Raw genomic sequence first — 18168 nt, 5'->3', positions numbered from 1 at the left:
TTAACGTAATCTCATCACAGCCTCTTCACAACTAAAATAATCAAACAGCTATTCACCATCCAATGACCATGATAGCTCTATGTTAGAGTTTCTTGGAGAAACTCGAACATATCCCTGCATTTCTTGATGCAGGGCTGAGCAGAAGTCTGTACAATAAAATGGCCAGACGCCTACTTGCTTAGGCTCCCACACAAAGGTTTCTGTTTGTCCAGGCATAATCAATAATTCAGAGGTATTGGCTCCAATCATACTTACGCCATGAGGCACATCATAATCTTGTTCAAGATTTGTTACATGAAAGTATACCTTATCTCCTACTTTGATGCCTTCAATGTTATCGGGTGCAAAATGACTTCTAATCATGCTCATATAAACATGCACTTCATTGCCATTTCTGGTAACTTTTGCTTCGCTCTCACTCTTTATAGCATATTTATGCTTGTTTTCTTCAAGCTTAAAGAACTTTTTTGATCTCGCCTTCACAATATCTGCGGCAATACCAGCTGCATAGTGAGGTTCACCTACCGTTGGGAAATCTAACAATAGCTCCATTTTTTCGCCAGAAATATCGTATAGTTGAGCAGATTGTGTTACCTCTGGGCCCGTAGGCAGGTATCTATCTTTGGTAATTTTATTCATGGCCACAACATACTTACCAAATGGTTTTCTAGAGTTACCTCCTGGAATCATTAAATGACCAACAGAGTAATAACAAGGTTTTCTATCAATTACTTCCCATGTTCCAAGCTTCCATTTAACTACTTCAGACGAGATAAAGAAAGTTGTATAAGCATTCCCTTTTTCATCAAATTCTGTGTGCAAAGGGCCTAAACCGCCACTTTTTACAGTACCTCCTACAACATCTTCATATTTAATAATTGGGATTCCGTAAGCATCGCCATCAAACTTTTTATTTTCTATGGCATCTAACATTTTAGTAAATGAATGTGCTGTTAAGTCGGCCGAAAGTTTACCGCTACCAATAATATACTCCCCATCAGGACTAACATCACAACCATGCGGAGATTTTGGTGTAGGAAGTAAATAAATTGCATCCGGAACATCCATAGGATTAACTACAAGCACTTCTTTTTCCATTGTTGAAGTGGCAGTGTGTGTTTCTTCATCATATACATTATGAGCGTAATTTGTTGGCATTTTTGTGCCACCACCATTATTTACATATTCTTCAATCTTTTTCCAATTAATTGCCGCGATAAAATCTTTATCATTTTGAGAAGCATTTACTTCAAGCAGTGTACTTGCTTCTTCCGTATTATAAGTTGTGAAAAAGAACCAACCATGCGATTTGCCTCTACCCGGGTGTGATAGATCATAGTTAAAACCAGGCATAATTATTTGGAATTTTAAATCCATTTTACCATCTTCAGGATCAACACTTATAAATGAAAGTGCACCTTTAAATTTGCCCTTATATTCATTGATAGGCATATCAACCTGTGGTACAGGAACTGAAAAGCGTGTACCCGCCACAACATATTCAGTATTTTCTGTAACGAACGATGAACTATGATTTCCGGCGCTGTTAGGTACCTCGATAATTTCTGTAGTTTCAAAAGTAGTTAGGTCAATTTTTGCAATTCTAGGAGTATTATTACCATTAATAAACACCCATCTACCATCTAACTCTCCATTGGTTTGAGAAATATCTGGATGGTGAGAATCATCCCAAGGTACAAATCCATGAGATGTATTTAACATCGGCTTTGTTTCTTCGTTATAACCCCAACCTTTTTCTGCATCTTGAGAAAAAACAGGGATTACTTTAAACAACCTTCCAGAAGGTAATCCATAAACAGACAACTGCCCACTAAAACCGCCAGAAATAAAGGCATAAAATTCATCGTGGTCACCGGGTTTTACATATACTTTTTCAGCAACGTTTCCAGATAGAGCACCTTGTCCAGAATTATCAGACTTATTATTACCACAGCCTGTCAATAGGGCCAGAGAAATAATAAGAGTTATTAATTTTGCTATTGTTTTCATTATTCATTTATTTTTAGTTTGATTCTATTTTAAAGTTCTAAAGTATTCTAAAACTGCTCTCGCCTCTTCTTCAGACAGATTCTGATTAGCCATAGGTGAACCATTAAACTCGATTAATAATTCTTTTGCCAAAGGGTCATTCTGAACCATTTCTTCAGGATTTAAGATCATATTCATTACCCATTCTGGTGATCGTCTTTCAAGTATGTTTTGTGGTGACGGACCAATAAACTTTTTATTCACTCTATGACAAGCTGTGCACATTCTCTTGTATACATCTGCTCCCTTTAGAGCCATTTCTTCATTTATTTCGTTATCAAGCTTTACTGATTTAATAGGGCCGATACCTTTATTTTCTAAGTCTACTTTTTCGGAAGCCTTAACTTCTCCAGAAGTAGTTTCAACTTTCGATTCTTCTTTTACAGGTTCTTTTTTAATTTCTTTTTGCTCGGCAGATTTACCAGGAATATCTTTTTTTGATTTATCACCTCCGCAACTGGCCAGCAGCACCAACGATACTACTACAACCGCAAACATTTTTTTTGTCATTATTTTAGTTTATAGTTATTATGAATTATTCTTCTTCTACCGGAACCAATACATCGCTTATCACATGTATCCAACCGTTACTTACTTTTACAGTTTTTAGTACTTTGGTACCCCCTACATATATGCCATCTTCCTTTTTTTCAACATCCAGATATTTTCCAGATGCCATATAAAGCTTACGCCCTTTTTTAGCCTCTTTTTCCAGTTGAGTATCCGGATAGTTGGCCGGGGCAACATGATTGGTAAGAATGAATGCTAATTGGGATTTATTTTTAGGCTCCAAAAGAGATTCAACAGTTCCTTGTGGTAACTTTCCAAAAGCTTCATTTGTTGGAGCAAATACTGTTAATGGTCCAACATTTACTACAGCATCTTCAACTCCTGCAGTCTCTATGGCGGTAACAAGTGTTGTAAAATCATCAAGAGATTTTGCAACTTGTAGAGCATTGGCGCCAGATTCTTCGTCTACCACCGCTGATTGCCCTTTAGCTTCTTGCTCAATTTTAGCACTTTGATTATCAATGCTTTGAGATGGCCGATCAGTCTTTTTACAAGCTACCAACAGCATCATAATCAATATAATTGAAAGGGTTAGATTAGATTTCATTAGTCTTCATTTTAAGTTATTAAACAAATTTAGAAGCTCTAATGATCAAAAAATATGATATTTATCATATAAAAAGATATTTTTATCTTTTTATTTTTGTTTATTTGTAATACCATGTTATCAAAATCAAGTAAATATGCTATAAGAGGTGTTTTGTATCTTGCGCTGAACTCTAGTGAGGTCAAGAAGTTTAATCCAAAAGTAATCGCTCAAGACATAGACATTCCTGCAGCTTTTTTAGCAAAAACACTCCAGCAGCTTGCTAAGAAGAACTTAATATCATCAACAAAAGGAAGAAATGGAGGTTTTTATTTAACTCCCCAAAATAAACTAAACTCGCTAATATCAATAGTAGATTGCATTGATGGCTTGGATAAATTTCAAAACTGTATTTTAGGGCTTCCCGTATGCAGTCATGATAACCCTTGCCCCATGCATTCAAAACTTGCCCCCCTTAGAGTTGCCCTGGTTGAAGACCTCACCAATAAATCTATAGAAGAATTTGCCGAAGATTTAAGATTGGGTAAAACCCATATTTTTCTTTAATAGTTTATTTAGGAATTACCAAAAACGGTGTCTTTAAGTTTAAGCCAACTCTAGAAATAACAGGTTTGAAAAAGAGGTTTTCAAAAAATGAGTGCTTGTTATTAATCATCATCAATAATTGAGTCTCATGCTCGTCTTGATAGGCATTAATTGCTACGGGTATGTCTTCATCTTTAACAAATTGATAAACATCATTAAAATCTAAAAGCAGTCGTTCAAGCATTACACTATTCTTATTTTGTTCATAGTTTAATTCGTCATGTGAAACATGAACTATATGCACTTTAGCTTCATATTTCATTGCAATGGCCTTAATTATATTTAGATGCCTTTCATCATAATCAATTTTAAAATCTGTAGGAAAAAGAATATTTACCGGTTTTTGAAATTCATAACCATCTGGCACTGCCAGTACCGGACACTTCACTTTATTTATTACATGTATCGTATTAGTTCCAAATAATACTTCTTGTATACCAGAAGCGCCCTTGGTACCCATAACGATTAGGTCTATTTTATGCTCTTTTACAAAAGTTTTTAATTCACCTATTAATGTATTAAATGAAGTAACAAGAATAAATTTATATTCTTCATTCTGGTATTTCTCCTTAACTTTTTTTACTATTAGCTTTAATCTTTTTTCAGCGTTTTTTCTTACTACATCAGAAAGATCATCAGCATAGCTTCCTGCAGCCATTTGAAAATCGTAGCTATAAATTATAGGTGTATAAGTATGCAAAAGATAAAATTCACAAACCTCACCTTTAAATAAATTTAGCGAATAAATAATTGCATTCTCAGCATTCTTAGAAAAATCAGTTGGTAAGACAATCTTTTTCATTGTTTAAATTTTAAAAGTTATAACTGGTACATCTGCGTGGTTAGCAACATCTTCAGTAATGCTCCCCGTAAAAAAATGGGCTAGCCCTCTTCGTCCATGGATAGGTAGGGCAATTACATCAGCATTTATTTCTTTACTATAATTAAATATCCCTTCTTCTTCACTATAATCATCATAGTAAATAACTTTATTCAAATTGCTTTTACTGATTGAGAGCCCATGGTGTTTTAAATAGTCATTGAAAATAATTGAGTATCTGGTTTATTTCTTGTTAATCTAAGATCAAAGGCCATACAAATATTACGCACGAATGCTCTGGCTTCTTCTGGCACTAATAATTCTTCATCAAGAATATAAACCAATTCATCGCTTTCTAATTCCTTAAGTCTTGATAAAACTTCGTTTAATTCGATAAATTTTAAATCATCATTTCGCCATGATGTTTTAAAATGGCACATAATATTTAAAATGTGCCTTCGAATGATAAGGTCTTCTTTTGTAAGTAAATGCCCCTTTATTATTGGCAATTGTCTGAGATCAACTCTTTGTTGATATTCTTTTAAGGTTTTTTCATTCTGCGCAAAACTATACCAAGAATCACTTATAGCAGACATTCCTAAACCAATCATTAACTGTGTTGGATTCGTGGTATAACCCATAAAATTGCGGTGCATATTTGCCGTATTGAATGCCTTGAATAAAGAATCTGTAGGTAATGAAAAATGATCCATTCCTGTCTCTACATATCCAAGATTAGATAACATATGTTTGCCAATTTCATAAAGCTTTCTTTTAACATCTCCGCTAGGGATATCCTTTTTACTAAAGCCCCGCTGCCCTACACCTTTAACCCAAGGAACATGAGCATAACTATAGAAAGAAATTCTATCTGGTCTTAGCTCATTTGTTTTTTCAATTGTATTAATTACATCTTTAACAGTTTGAAACGGTAGGCCAAAAACTAGATCATGACTAATTGATGTATATCCTATTTCTCTAGCCCAACTGGTAACATTCTTAACATTTTCAAAGGGTTGGATTCTATGAATCGCATGTTGTACTATTTTGCTATAATCTTGTACTCCAAAACTAACTCTGGTAAAACCTAAGTTATAAAGTGTATATAAATGATCTTTTGTGGTGTTGTTTGGATGACCTTCAAAACTAAATTCATAATCTCTGTGTAGATCTACAGAGTTTAAAATGCCTTGTATTAATATGTTAAGGTTTTTTGCCGTAAAAAAAGTCGGTGTTCCTCCTCCTAAATGTAATTCCCTTAAGACGGGTTTTTCATCAAATAGATTAAGGTATAGTTGCCATTCTTTTAACAGCGTATTAATGTAAGGATCTTCAACTTCATGCCGCTTTGTTATATATTTATGACAAGCACAGAAAGTACAAAGACTTTCACAGAAGGGAAGGTGAATATAAATGCTTATTCCTTTTTCTCTATTACTCTCATTATATGAAAACTGTAGTGAGTTTTTCCAATTACGAGTAGAAATTCCTTCGTTATTCCAGAATGGAACTGTTGGATAGCTTGTATATCTTGGTCCTGGAACATTATACTTTTGAACTAGAGATGTTTTCATTTACTTCATTTTCATCAAAAATAGAATAGCTTTAAAAGTTATACTATGATAAATGTCATAGTAAATTTACTGTCATCGGTTTACCTTTATAATAGATTTTAAAACTGATCCCATGAAAAAAAGAACTCCTGTTTCAAAAATTATGACGACTAATGTTGTTACCGTGAATAGTAAAGATGATTTGACTACTGCTGAAAGGTTATTTAAAGAAAATAATATTCGACATATTCCGGTTGTAAGCGGCAATGAAATTGTAGGCATGCTTAGTTATACCGATCTCCTAAGAATAAGCTTTGCCGACGCCATTTCTGGTGATGAATATGAAGTTGATACTGTTGTTTACAATATGTTTACAATAGAACAGGTTATGGCTAAAAATATTGTTAGTGTAAGCGCCTCAGCAACAATAAAGGACGTGGCCGAAATTCTATCAAAAAAAGAATTTCATGCCTTACCTGTTGTTGATGATAAAAAGCTTGTTGGTATTGTTACCACTACCGATTTAATAAATTACCTGCTAACTCAATATTAATAGCGATTAGCAGTTTGGTTGATTTTTGGTTTTAAGCAGAGGGGTACCCCTCTGCTTTTTTATTAAAAAAGATTGGTTTTTTACTTCATACATGACAAATATCATTCTTTTTTGTTTTGATAATCAATAACTTAATTCAACAAGTTATGCGCTAAAAAAGTGCAGTATATAATTTTTAAAATACATTATCATGAAAGCAAAAAAATCTGAAAAAGCCAAACTAGAAAACTATAGTATGCTTTTCTTTCAACTAGGTTTGGCATTATCGTTATTAACTGTATTTGCATCATTAGAATATAAAGCCTATGAGCGTGTTTTAGAAACATTGGTGCAATATACCGTACAAGAAGAAATAATTGAAGAAATTCCTATTACAGAACGGCTTGAGCTTATTAAGCCTCCTCCTTCACCTGTAATGGCTCCGGAAAAGTTTGAAATTGTTGAAGACAAGTCTGAAATTGAAGAGGCAGTATTTGAGTCTACAGAAGTAGATCAGAATCTTGCGATTGAGGTTAGAGAAATAAATGAAATTGACGAGGTTGTGGAGGAAGAAGATGTAGTTGAAGATGTGCCTTTTGCTATTATTGAAGAAGTACCCGTTTACCCTGGTTGTAATGGTACAAAAGAACAAAAAAGAAAGTGTTTACAAGACAAAATTAAGGAGCATATAAGCAAAAAGTATAATACCGGTATCGCCGGTGATTTGGGCTTAGAATCTGGTAAGAAGAGAGTTTATGTTCAATTTAAAATTGATAAAACTGGAAGTATTACAGAAATTAAAGCTCGTGGACCACATATTAGGTTAGAAAAAGAGGCTATCAGAGTCGTATCGCTATTACCAAAAATGACTCCGGGAAAGCAAAGAGGGAGATTCGTAAGTGTAAAATATACATTGCCGATTACTCTACAGGTAATTTAAATTTTTCTAATAGCAATCATAGTTACGACTGTTAAAATAAAAGTTACGGTCTAACAATTTCTACGATAGATTTAGAAGTGTCAGAAAGATATTATGAAAAAATTATAAGGTTAAGATTGCTGAAAAAGTCGAAAAAAAACTTGTTAAAGAGCACAAGCTAGTATATTTACAGTAACAAAATTAACTAGAAATCATTCATTTGTTATACTGAAATTACGAGTAATGGTATTTCTGTATGAAATCCAACTCTTTTAATAACAGGCTCATGTGTAAGTTTTTCTATGAAACTATGTTCATAGTTCACTAAACAGATCATATCAACATGGTTATTAGCAGTATACCTATTAATACTATTAGAAACTGATTTATCAAATTCAATTTCTTTATATGCAACACCATTTGAACTTAAAAGTTTTTTTAAAAGATCAATATTTTGTATCTGAATAGAACTAAGTTCATTTTCTTTTTTAACATGTAGTATTTCTAAATCTAGATCGTGAATCAATAAAATCTCAACTAGTAAGTTTAATTCTTGCCTAGTAAATAATCTTTTTAGATCCGTAGAAAAACTAACCAATTCAGGTTCTCTATATTCAAAATCTTTTGGTACTGCTATTATAGGACAGTTTTTAATATTCTTAATAGTAGTCATTGTATTACTGCCCATAAAAGCCTGTTTCATGCCACTTGCACCGGTGGTGCCCATAACGATTAAATCAATGCCTTCTGACTTTATTAATTCTTGCATTATAGAAGTAAGACTACCCGATTTGCTTACAGTTTTGTACTCATGCTTATCGTTAAGAAGATATTCATTTAAGTAATTTTCAATTTTTCCAAGTCCATTTTTAGAATCTTGTTGAAGAATATCATATAGCTTTTTTGTAGCACCGGTATGTATTGTTGTATTTACACCAACGGCATTGACTTCGTATGTATTTACAATATAAAAGCTACATGGTATATCATCGTAAAGACGAATGGCATAGGTAAGGGCATCCCATGCATTGTCTGAAAAATCGGTGGGAATTAATATTTTTTTCATGGTTTAACTTTAATAACCCAAAGTTCTTAAGTATTCACTTAAAAAACTATGATAAAAATCAGTTAAATACCAGTATGTTAATCCCGTAAAACAATATTCAATGTAAATTTAACGTTAATTGAATGTAAATTAATTGTAAATATTTGTTATATTTGTTAAAATATTTAGGGGTATGTTTATGGTAAATAGAATAAAAGAAATAATTAACCACTTTGAAGCTAAGTGTATAAAGCTTTGGGAACGGTTAAAAGTGTATGCATTGAAATGCAAACGAGGGTATGAAATGCCTTATAGGTAGCAAATTGAAAAATAAACGCAAAAAATATAAAAAGCCTGCAAATGCAGGCTTCTTTGTTTTAAAATTGATAACGTACTCCCAGAGCTATATCTAAATCAAGGTCATTATCTCCAAAATCATTCACTAGTCCAAATTCCGGACGGAAATCAATGGAAATTAATAACGGGATATCAAAGTTATATTCAACTCCAATGTTACCATCAGCATTAATAAACAAACCATCATCTCCATCGAAATTATCATTAGCAATATCTAAAGAACCAATCCCGGCTCCAACTCCTACATACCAATTAAAATTACCGTCAATATTCCATACCCATTGATAAATACCCGTGAGCTTCCAAGCATCATAATTTTTATTATCTCTAAATCCCAGATCAAATTCTAATCTATTATTATCCTTGATACTTTTTTGATAAGACACCTCTATACCAAACCCATCACTATCTCCGGTTCTAATACCAATTGCATGTGATGAAATTTCTTGTGCTTGTAAATTAATAGCAAATCCGATAAACAAAATTGATGCAAAAATTAATTTCTTCATAAGTGATATTTTTATAAGTTCTATTTTAAAATTAATAACTATTTGCAATTTTTATGCCTTTTTAAACCTTTTGTAAATAATTTGATTTCTTACGACTAAGTAGAGCGACAGAAAATTTAATAAATGGTTAGATTATTTCTATTTATTCTTGAATTATTAAAAGTTATTAATGAATCTTCTAATCCATAAAAAATACTATAAATTTGCCACTTAAAATCTAAAAAAAATGTCAGAAACTATAGAGCGTGTAAAATGTTTAATCATTGGTTCGGGGCCTGCAGGATATAGTGCTGCGGTCTATGCAGCCAGAGCAGATTTACATCCGGTAATGTATACAGGTTTAGAGCCAGGAGGTCAATTAACTACTACTACAGAAGTAGATAATTACTTAGGATACCCTGATGGTGTAGATGGAACTGCTATGACCGAAGACTTTAAAAAACAAGCCGAACGATTTAATACAGATGTTCGTTTTGGTTTAATAACAAAAGTTGAATTAAATGATCAGGCCGGAGGCATCCATAAAGTAACAGTAGATGGATCAAAAGAATTAGAAGCTGAAACTGTTATTATTTCTACAGGAGCTACTGCCAAATATTTAGGCTTAGAAAGTGAAGAACGATTAAAGGGTGGTGGAGTATCGGCCTGTGCTACTTGTGATGGTTTCTTTTACAAAGGTCAAGATGTGATTGTAGTAGGTGGTGGAGATACCGCTGCAGAAGAAGCTACTTTCTTATCTAAACTATGTACTAAAGTAACCATGCTTGTTCGTAGAGACGAAATGCGTGCTTCTAAAGCAATGCAACACAGAGTTAACAATACTGAAAATTTAGAAGTTTTATATAATACTGAACTAGAAGAGGTTTTGGGTGATACTGTGGTAGAAGGTGTTCGTGTTATAAACAATCAAAGCGGTAAAACCCATGAAATACCTGTAACAGGAGTATTCATTGCAATTGGCCATAAACCAAATACAGATTTATTTAAGAATGTATTGGATATGGATGATGTAGGTTATATTCTTACTAAAGGAAAATCTACAAAGACCAATTTACCTGGAGTTTTTGCTGCCGGTGATGTACAAGATAATGAATATAGACAGGCAATTACTGCCGCCGGTACAGGCTGTATGGCTGCCTTAGATGCAGAGCGCTATTTAGCAGCTTTAGAAGGATAAAATCTTTATTAATATAAAAAGAACACCTCTCCTCTTGAGAGGTGTTCTTTTTATTATTTAGTAGTTAAACGCCCATCTTCGCGAATGATTAGTTTTTTGCCTGAGAAAGGACTTTTTACAATAATATTATATCCTTGACTATGATTTTCCATTTTAGGTTTTATAATCTCAGTAGCTACTTTAATACTACTTGCATTCATCTCTTCTAAAGAACGTATCCAAGATTTATTCTTTTGATAATATGCTTTTTGAGCCCTGTATAATTCAAATAACTTCCATTTAATTTTCTCATCATTAGGTATTTCAAAAACATCCTTCGCTCCTACCTCTTTTGATGAAAAATAGACATACCCCCATTTCTCGGGTTCATGCATATTAATTACACCCGTTGGAGACCAAACCCAATTATATTCTGGTAGAAGTCTTCCGTTTTTGTCTTTCTTTCTAAAATATTTACCATTTTCTAATTGAAAATTCCAATTCACTCGAGAAAAATTAAACCTCCAAAACTTATCTAATGGCACATTCTTATGAAAATAAGAGGTTTTAAAAACTTTCCAGGGTATAGCCATTTCAACCATCCAACCATGATCAATATCTGTAGGATTATTTAACGATCCGTTAATTTTAATGGCATATTCTGCACCTAACGCCTCCCAATCATTCAACACTGGGCTATTTTCTCGGTAAGGTTTTGTTATAAACAAATCCCATACCGTACCTAAGGCATTTATCTCTATTTCATAATAGTTATATGTATCTCCATCAGGATCAATAAATACTTCAAAATTATTATTGTGAAATACTATGGTATCATGTTTTACAAGATTAGCCCAAATATGTGGTTCTTCTAATTGAGCTAATATGTAAAAATGTGTAGCATCCCATAACATTTTAATTTTTGTATTGAACTTTGGTTCTTTAGCCCCTTCGATATCTATAAAATCAGCTGACCACCTGGCTTTTTTCCAGGATAATTCTGAACCATCACCATCTATCTGTATTGCAGTATTCGTCTTATACGCAGTATATTTTTCAGGGATTATCTGCGCATAGGCACCAGTTAAAAATGTTAACAAAAAATAGAATAATACCGTGCATAAAGAATTAAAGTTGATCATTTAAATAGAAAAGAATCATTTATGTTCTCTTGACAAGATATAAAATTAATGTAGAATAAACATGTCTAAAAGGATGTCGAACTTCCCTTAAAATGTGCATTTGGTAGAAATAATTTCTCAAGCACTGATTATTTCGCTAGTATTATCATAAACTATTAGAGAAAACACCTTAATACCATGAAAAAAATAATTATGGCTCTTGTTTTGATTATTCTATTTAGTAATTGTAACAAGACAACAAAGAATGATAAAAGCAAAGAACCAAAGATACTTGTATACGCATGGATGCATCATGATGCCGATGCCTCCGAAGACGACTTAAGAGAACAATTTCAAGACTTAAAAAATAAAGGAATATATGCACTCATGTATTCAGCTGGTCACGATCCTAAAGAATATGAAAAAGCTGGTAAAATTGCTAAGGCATCAAATCTGGGTTTTCATGCATGGATTCCAACTATGGTACAGCCAACAAATCCGAAATTAAAACCAGAGTGGTATGCTGTTAATGGTAAGGGTGAATCTGCCTTCGATAAACCAGCCTATGTTGATTATTACCAGTTCTTGTGTCCTAATAGATTAGAAACTTATGCCTTTTTAGAAAATCTTTATAGTACAGTTGCCGATGTTGAAGAAGTAGATGGTATACATTTAGACTATATACGATTTCCCGACGTAATACTCGCAAAGGGGCTTTGGGAAAAGTATGGTTTGGTTATGGATAAAGAATATCCTCAATTTGATTATTGTTATTGCGAAAAGTGCACAACTGATTTTAAAATGCAATCTGGAATTGATATAAAAAATGAGGAAGATCCATCACAGGTTCAAGAATGGAAACAATTTCGTTATAACTTAATAACTACTATTGTAAATAAATTAGCTGACACCATACATCGCAAAAATAAGGAGATAAGTGCAGCCGTATTTCCTGGTCCAAATTCTGTTGCCAAGAAAATTGTACGTCAAGAATGGAACAAATGGAATTTAGATGCTTTTTATCCGATGAACTATAACGACTTCTATTTAGAAGATACTAAATGGATAGGAGAAGTAACCAAAGAAAGTGTATTGTTAACCGCTAATGAGAAACCAATTTTTAGTGGATTGTTCATTTGTCCTAAGCCAAAAAATAAGACCAACGAATCTGATCCTGAAAATCATGGTTTACTTCCTGAAGAACTTGAAAATGCCATTAAAGAATCTATGAATAATGGTGCCAAAGGTATTTGTTTGTTCACTCCTGGTAGAATGACAACATCTCATTGGGAAGTTTTGAATACTATAATTTATGAATAGTTATTTCTGAGTCAAGCGCTTACCATGATATGGACAATAGGTCCAAGAACCATCATGTAATTTTTGATCAACAGGACATTTTTTTGGCTTTAATAAAGAACCCAGTGGTAATTGCCATTTAAATTGTTCATCATTTAGCTTAACAATAAAGGTTTCTTTATTCTTAGGATTTACAATTCTTTCAAGCGGATTATCAATCTTCTGGAATAAAAAGAAATGCATGTTCTCACCAAGTTTACCCAGCATATTGGCTAAAACCGGTTTAAAAATGGTTATAAGCCGTTTTGTATCTAAATCAATCATATCATCTGAAAGTGGCGTAAATTCTTGTTGCTTATCATCAATGACCTTTAGTTTATTAAAAATTGCCTCTTCACTTGTATAAAGAATATTACCATCAGCATCAATATCACCATCTATAGTTGCTATCATTGTATATTTTTCAAATTGATTAAGCATAGCATTTGCCTCTTGTCTAGGTATAGATTGATCTTGAGAAAAAACGGCTTCCCAAAAATCTGTAGGTATCCACCATATTAATCGCATTTTATCAGGTGATTCTGATAACTGCTGAGTTTCTTCGGTTAATTTATTAATATTGACCTTAAAATCTTGAGCTATTAGCTTCCCCGTAAAGGAAAGCAATAGAAACAGTAATGCAATTTTTTTCAACATAATAAGCATGAATTATTGTTTAATAACTACATTTCTAATAGTTTTAGTGTAAAGTATTCCATTTTTTTTCAAAAAAAAAGGCTGCCTTTTTCAAGACAGCCGCCATTTAACAAAAAAATGGAAAAAACAACTCAGTTTTAAATATTTTTTATCCTCTTACGTCTCCTCCAGAGGAACTATTCTTATTTACTTTTTTAGGATTACCTACGTACTTAATATCTCCACCACTCGTAGCACTAGCATCTAATTCTTCTGTTACATGTACTGAAATATCTGCACCGCTGGTCACACGTGCTTCGCAAGTCTTTACTTCTAAACCTGAAGCTTTGATTCCGCTACCGCTTGTAGATCTTGCTTTAAAATGATCTGCAACTCCTTGCAATCTTGCATCAGAACCGCTGGTAGTAGAACACGATAAGTTTACCACTTTCAAGTTAACACGTAAATCAGAGCCGCTGGTAGCTGTAAGCTCAAGATCTTCAGCTTCTAAAGTATTTTCTGTAACTAGCTCTGCGCCACTTGTAGTTTTAATTTCGTTAATATTTTCTGCTGTTAAATACACTCTTTTACGTTTGGCGCTCCAGATATTCTCTTCAGCATAGATGCGTAAAACGCCATCTTCTACTTCTGTATAAATTATATCGTGTAAGTTCTCATCAGCTTCCAATTTTAATGAAGTATTATTTCCCATGGTTAAATACACATCTATACCATTGCTTACACGAATAGCTTCAAAATCTGATGAAATATTTCGAGTTTGCGTTTTAACTATTCTATTTCCCCTTACACCGTTAAACATACACGATGTTGTTAATAAAAGGATCAATACTGCCGAAATTTTTGTGATTGTTTTCATTTGTTGTTTTTAATTTAGTTGATAATGGTTGATTCTTGGTTTTTGGTTAATTTTTATTCAAATGTATTGTTGTCTCAGTATTCATTCAATTGTATGTGGATGAATTGTAGATTTTAAGGGATGAACTGTTTAATGCAAGCTTACTACTTTGGCCATTTCCCAGCCATCATCTTTCTTTCTCCAAAATGAGATGAACTTGGAGGGTTTTGAAATGCTCTTTTCAACCAAATTATGAAACTTATGATATCCGATGGCAACAACTCCATAATTTGGTATTTCATGCATTTCCATACTCTCTGATACAAATTCTCTCTTTACTTTACCACATATATTTTTTTTAATAGATTCTATAATATCCTTTTTGGAGGTAGCCAGCCCTCCCATATCATGAAAAAACTCAATATCTTCGGCATAAAATGAAGCATGTTTTGCTAACTTTTCAGCATCTGTACAAGAATTATATGCCTCAAATAATTCTTCGTCAAGATTCAAGATGGTCTTATATAATTCTGACTCTTTATTTATTTGAGCAGCCACATTGATCGATAGTATCAATAGAATCAAGAATATCCAGTTTATTTTCATTATTGTTCGTTTCTATTCTAATTATTAAGACGTAATTTCTTGTAATTAGGTTTCAATGATTAGTTTATTTTTATACCGTTTTCATCAACTTTTACTTCGGCTTTCTCTCCGTTATCATTGATTTGTATTTTAAGACCATCTTCATCAACGTTTACCTCTACTCCATTTTTCTCCTCTTCATCTTCTTCTGTACTCCATACGTCATCTTTACAGTCTAGGCATTCAAGGCCTTCCTCGGTCATTTTAAAATAATGTTCTGGCATATCTCCCCGATACATATCATTAGTAGTCTCAATCCATCCTAAAAAACTACGCATAGACTCATCTAAGTAGATCACCTGGCCTATTGGCACATACATGGTTAATCGAACATCTTGATTTCTATAGGGCTCTTTGTCGTCTAATAAAAAGTACCCATCAAATGATACATTATTTCCAATTTGATTAAAATTATATTGGATCTTATCGGCATTGCTTTTAGCAACCTGTCTAGTTCTTCCGCTTGCTTCTTTCTTTATTTTTACGTAAGCCTCTGTGCTATCGGCCTCCTTAAAGTAAATCGACACATCATTAGAGTATAATCTATCATTATCACTTTCGTCTATCACTTTTCTAAATCCAGAACGATGTCTAAATGAGTAATAGTTAGAAAGATTTTCATTATCTGTCATTTTTATATTAAGGGTATCTAATGGTACAGCAGTATAATCTGTAGTTTCTAATACATGGGCTTCTCTTGCGAATTCAGCTCCATGTTTTACACCAATAAAAATAGCTGATAACAATGCGATTAACCATACACCTAATAATACTAGTTTCGCTGTTCTACTTAAAATCTTGGTTTTACCTGAGATTATAAATAGACCTAAGAAAAATAACATTAAGAACGGTATTCCTATTAAAACCAGCATTAACAATGATAGTATCCAGATTGGAACCGTAGTTACATTTCTAAAAACGAAGTCGTCATCAAAAATCCAGTGTGCGCCCATGAAATCAGCAGTACCTGCGGTAAATAAACCTACAATAAGACCTATTAAGGTAGCCACCGAAACGATGATTAAAATAACACCTATAAACTTACCGATTATCGTAAAAAAGGCAACGATAATTTTACCAATTACATCAATGAACTCTTGTATACCCGACCTTGCCTTACTATCCCTTCTGCGGTCTCTCTTTTTTTTTATTGAATCGGAAACACTTTCATACCCCTCTTTTACAGCACCCGTTGCTTCATCTAAAGCATCAGTTACATGGCCAACCGCTCCCTTAACACGCACAGAGGCATCTTCGAACTCAGCTCTTACGCGTTTTTCAATATTACTAATCGTTACAGCTTCTCCTTCCATTTGAAGTTTTTCAGCGGTAGTTCTTGCTTCTGGTAATAAGATCCACAATATGATATATAATAACGGGCCAAAACCTAAACCGAAAGTTGCAACCAACCATGCAATTCGTATCCAAATTACATCTACATCAAAATAGTAGGCAATTCCTGAAGAAACACCTCCTAGAAACTTATCTTCTCCATCTCTAAATAGTCTTTTTCTTGAAGTTCTCTCGCCAGTATAAGTACGTTTGGTATCTTCTGAAAATAATTCTTCATCAACCATATAGTCTTCTGGCTGCCCCATAACGGTAATCACCTCATCTATTTCTGTTTCACTTACAACCTGACGAGGGTCTGTAACTTTTTCAGATAGTAATTCGCTAATGCGCTGCTCTATATCAGCAATGATTTCATCTCTTCCTTTTGGATCATCACTTAATGATCTGCGAATAGCATCAATATATCTTTTTAATTTTTGATATGCGGTTTCATCAATGTGAAAAAAGATTCCTCCTAGATTTATGTTAATTGTCTTGTTCATTTTTTTGTTGGTTTTTTGCTAGTTACAGTTTTTACAGCTCCAACGAGCTCACTCCAAGTTGTATTTAATTCTTTTAAAAATAGTTTACCTGTTTCTGTTAGTGCATAATATTTGCGCGGCGGGCCAGAAGTTGATTCTTCCCATCTATAGCTCAGCAAACCTGCATTTTTCAATCTGGTCAATAACGGATATACCGTACCTTCTACTACGAGCAGTTTTGCATCTTTCAAATGCGATAGGATTTCTGAAGTGTATGCATCTCCACCCTCTAAAATAGATAAGATGCAGAACTCTAACACTCCTTTTCGCATTTGCGCTTTTGTATTCTCTATCTTCATGATACTTATTGTTCTTTATTTAGGGTCTATAAAAATATAGCGACAAAAACGTCTACTATATATAAGATAATGGTGGTTAATATTGATATCATAATTAGGTTGATTTATTCCCGATACTCATCAGGTTATTTTACAAATTTTATGGTTAAAGGGTATTTATAAACTTCTCCTCTACTCGCTTTGATAGCGGCTACGATAACTAATATGAGTTTTATAAATCCTAAAATAGCTATTAATGAACCTATACTTAAGATTCCGAAAAGGTTATCAAATCCCCAGTCAAAATGAAAATTGAAATAATCAAAATCATCTGCATGTTTTAAATGATTGAAAAAAGAGCCAAATGCAAACGGAAACATAATCATTCCTAAAACTGTTATGTACAATACATAACTAATGTTAAAGTTGACAGCTTCTACTCCATTTTCGTCAACAAAAGCACTTCTTTCTTTATTAACTGACCACATAATAAGTGGCCCCAGTATACTACCTAAAGGAAATACGAAACTAAAAAAGGATGATAAGTGCGTTAAAAATGCTGTGTTCTTTTCTCTTTGCGTTAACATTGTGAATTATTTTAATAGTACTTGACACTGCAAATATATATACAAAAAACAGTATTATGCAATACAAAGTACTAAAAAAATTGAAAATTTAACATTTTATTAACTTTTATCCAATCATCGATTTAAGGCTTAATGTCCTTATTTTAAGTTATTTAGATTAATTTTTATTGAAATAAAAAAGAGGATGCAAA

Annotated in this window: 20 protein-coding genes; 5 read left to right on the top strand and 15 right to left on the bottom strand. The window is 33.1% G+C overall.

Annotated elements, in window-relative coordinates; all coding sequences use genetic code 11:
• Nucleotides 1-48 precede the first annotated feature (48 nt).
• The 3 genes from nosZ to AC1EUU_RS01080 are packed head-to-tail and all read right to left on the bottom strand — an operon-like array spanning nucleotide 49 to nucleotide 3166.
• Nucleotides 49-2010 (bottom strand): Sec-dependent nitrous-oxide reductase, encoded by a 1962-nt coding sequence (gene nosZ / locus AC1EUU_RS01090; protein ID WP_480199527.1) that lies wholly within the window; start codon nucleotides 2008-2010, stop codon nucleotides 49-51.
• Nucleotides 2011-2034: 24 nt separating this feature from the next.
• Nucleotides 2035-2559, bottom strand: coding sequence for a c-type cytochrome (locus tag AC1EUU_RS01085; protein WP_480199526.1), 525 nt, complete (start codon nucleotides 2557-2559; stop codon nucleotides 2035-2037).
• A gap of 25 nt (nucleotides 2560-2584) precedes the next feature.
• Nucleotides 2585-3166 (bottom strand): fasciclin domain-containing protein, encoded by a 582-nt coding sequence (locus AC1EUU_RS01080; protein WP_480199525.1) that lies wholly within the window; start codon nucleotides 3164-3166, stop codon nucleotides 2585-2587.
• A gap of 114 nt (nucleotides 3167-3280) precedes the next feature.
• Between AC1EUU_RS01080 and AC1EUU_RS01075 the strand changes: the two genes are divergently transcribed.
• Nucleotides 3281-3712: an RrF2 family transcriptional regulator gene (locus AC1EUU_RS01075; RefSeq protein ID WP_480199524.1), complete on the top strand. Its 432-nt coding sequence runs from the start codon at nucleotides 3281-3283 to the stop codon at nucleotides 3710-3712.
• Nucleotides 3713-3716: 4 nt separating this feature from the next.
• Here the strand turns inward: AC1EUU_RS01075 and AC1EUU_RS01070 are convergent, their stop codons facing one another.
• Genes AC1EUU_RS01070 through hemN form a run of 3 tightly spaced genes read right to left on the bottom strand, consistent with a single transcriptional unit; the run spans nucleotide 3717 to nucleotide 6145 of the window.
• The gene (locus tag AC1EUU_RS01070) at nucleotides 3717-4553 is read right to left on the bottom strand and encodes a universal stress protein (protein WP_480199523.1); all 837 of its coding nucleotides are present in this window, start codon (nucleotides 4551-4553) and stop codon (nucleotides 3717-3719) included.
• Nucleotides 4554-4556: 3 nt separating this feature from the next.
• Entirely contained in the window at nucleotides 4557-4748 is a 192-nt protein-coding gene (locus AC1EUU_RS01065) for a universal stress protein (protein WP_480199522.1), read from the bottom strand.
• Between the two features lie 32 nt (nucleotides 4749-4780).
• Nucleotides 4781-6145, bottom strand: a complete 1365-nt coding sequence (hemN, locus tag AC1EUU_RS01060) for an oxygen-independent coproporphyrinogen III oxidase (RefSeq protein WP_480199521.1) — start codon at nucleotides 6143-6145, stop codon at nucleotides 4781-4783.
• A gap of 112 nt (nucleotides 6146-6257) precedes the next feature.
• On the opposite strand from hemN, the gene AC1EUU_RS01055 reads away from it, so the two are divergent.
• Nucleotides 6258-6677, top strand: a complete 420-nt coding sequence (locus AC1EUU_RS01055) for a CBS domain-containing protein (RefSeq protein WP_480199520.1) — start codon at nucleotides 6258-6260, stop codon at nucleotides 6675-6677.
• Between the two features lie 190 nt (nucleotides 6678-6867).
• Nucleotides 6868-7596: an energy transducer TonB gene (locus AC1EUU_RS01050; protein WP_480199519.1), complete on the top strand. Its 729-nt coding sequence runs from the start codon at nucleotides 6868-6870 to the stop codon at nucleotides 7594-7596.
• Nucleotides 7597-7798: 202 nt separating this feature from the next.
• Here AC1EUU_RS01050 and AC1EUU_RS01045 read toward each other — a convergent pair whose 3' ends face one another.
• Together AC1EUU_RS01045 and AC1EUU_RS01040 are read right to left on the bottom strand one after the other, a co-directional pair.
• Nucleotides 7799-8641, bottom strand: coding sequence for a universal stress protein (locus tag AC1EUU_RS01045; RefSeq protein ID WP_480199518.1), 843 nt, complete (start codon nucleotides 8639-8641; stop codon nucleotides 7799-7801).
• 356 nt (nucleotides 8642-8997) lie between these two features.
• A complete protein-coding gene (locus tag AC1EUU_RS01040) occupies nucleotides 8998-9486 on the bottom strand; it encodes a hypothetical protein (protein WP_480199517.1) in 489 nt (162 codons plus the stop codon).
• Between the two features lie 226 nt (nucleotides 9487-9712).
• On the opposite strand from AC1EUU_RS01040, the gene trxB reads away from it, so the two are divergent.
• On the top strand, nucleotides 9713-10663 hold the full coding sequence (trxB, locus tag AC1EUU_RS01035) for a thioredoxin-disulfide reductase (protein ID WP_480199516.1): 951 nt from the start codon (nucleotides 9713-9715) through the stop codon (nucleotides 10661-10663).
• Between the two features lie 53 nt (nucleotides 10664-10716).
• Here trxB and AC1EUU_RS01030 read toward each other — a convergent pair whose 3' ends face one another.
• The gene (locus AC1EUU_RS01030; protein ID WP_480199515.1) at nucleotides 10717-11742 is read right to left on the bottom strand and encodes a carbohydrate-binding family 9-like protein; all 1026 of its coding nucleotides are present in this window, start codon (nucleotides 11740-11742) and stop codon (nucleotides 10717-10719) included.
• Between the two features lie 219 nt (nucleotides 11743-11961).
• On the opposite strand from AC1EUU_RS01030, the gene AC1EUU_RS01025 reads away from it, so the two are divergent.
• Entirely contained in the window at nucleotides 11962-13083 is a 1122-nt protein-coding gene (locus AC1EUU_RS01025) for a glycoside hydrolase family protein (RefSeq protein ID WP_480199514.1), read from the top strand.
• On the opposite strand, the gene AC1EUU_RS01020 is transcribed toward AC1EUU_RS01025, so the two are convergent.
• The 6 genes from AC1EUU_RS01020 to AC1EUU_RS00995 all read right to left on the bottom strand — a co-directional run bounded on the left by AC1EUU_RS01020 (nucleotide 13084) and on the right by AC1EUU_RS00995 (nucleotide 17977).
• Nucleotides 13084-13758, bottom strand: coding sequence for a hypothetical protein (locus tag AC1EUU_RS01020; protein ID WP_480199513.1), 675 nt, complete (start codon nucleotides 13756-13758; stop codon nucleotides 13084-13086).
• Between the two features lie 148 nt (nucleotides 13759-13906).
• Nucleotides 13907-14614: a head GIN domain-containing protein gene (locus tag AC1EUU_RS01015; protein ID WP_480199512.1), complete on the bottom strand. Its 708-nt coding sequence runs from the start codon at nucleotides 14612-14614 to the stop codon at nucleotides 13907-13909.
• Between the two features lie 129 nt (nucleotides 14615-14743).
• The gene (locus AC1EUU_RS01010) at nucleotides 14744-15199 is read right to left on the bottom strand and encodes a nuclear transport factor 2 family protein (RefSeq protein WP_480199511.1); all 456 of its coding nucleotides are present in this window, start codon (nucleotides 15197-15199) and stop codon (nucleotides 14744-14746) included.
• Nucleotides 15200-15258: 59 nt separating this feature from the next.
• Complete coding sequence (locus AC1EUU_RS01005) at nucleotides 15259-17073, bottom strand: PspC domain-containing protein (RefSeq protein ID WP_480199510.1); 1815 nt, start codon at nucleotides 17071-17073, stop codon at nucleotides 15259-15261.
• Nucleotides 17070-17411: a PadR family transcriptional regulator gene (locus AC1EUU_RS01000; RefSeq protein ID WP_480199509.1), complete on the bottom strand. Its 342-nt coding sequence runs from the start codon at nucleotides 17409-17411 to the stop codon at nucleotides 17070-17072. Before AC1EUU_RS01000 ends, AC1EUU_RS01005 begins: the two co-directional genes overlap by 4 nt.
• 125 nt (nucleotides 17412-17536) lie before the next feature.
• Nucleotides 17537-17977 carry a DUF4870 domain-containing protein gene (locus tag AC1EUU_RS00995; RefSeq protein WP_480199508.1) on the bottom strand — a complete coding sequence of 147 codons (441 nt, stop codon included), beginning with the start codon at nucleotides 17975-17977 and terminating at the stop codon, nucleotides 17537-17539.
• Between the last annotated feature and the right edge of the window lie 191 nt (nucleotides 17978-18168).

The sequence above is a fragment of the Maritimimonas sp. 2205BS37-2 genome (genome assembly GCF_056591755.1).
Note: the sequence above shows the minus strand (reverse complement) of the source record. Positions and strands in the feature narration are given on the sequence as shown.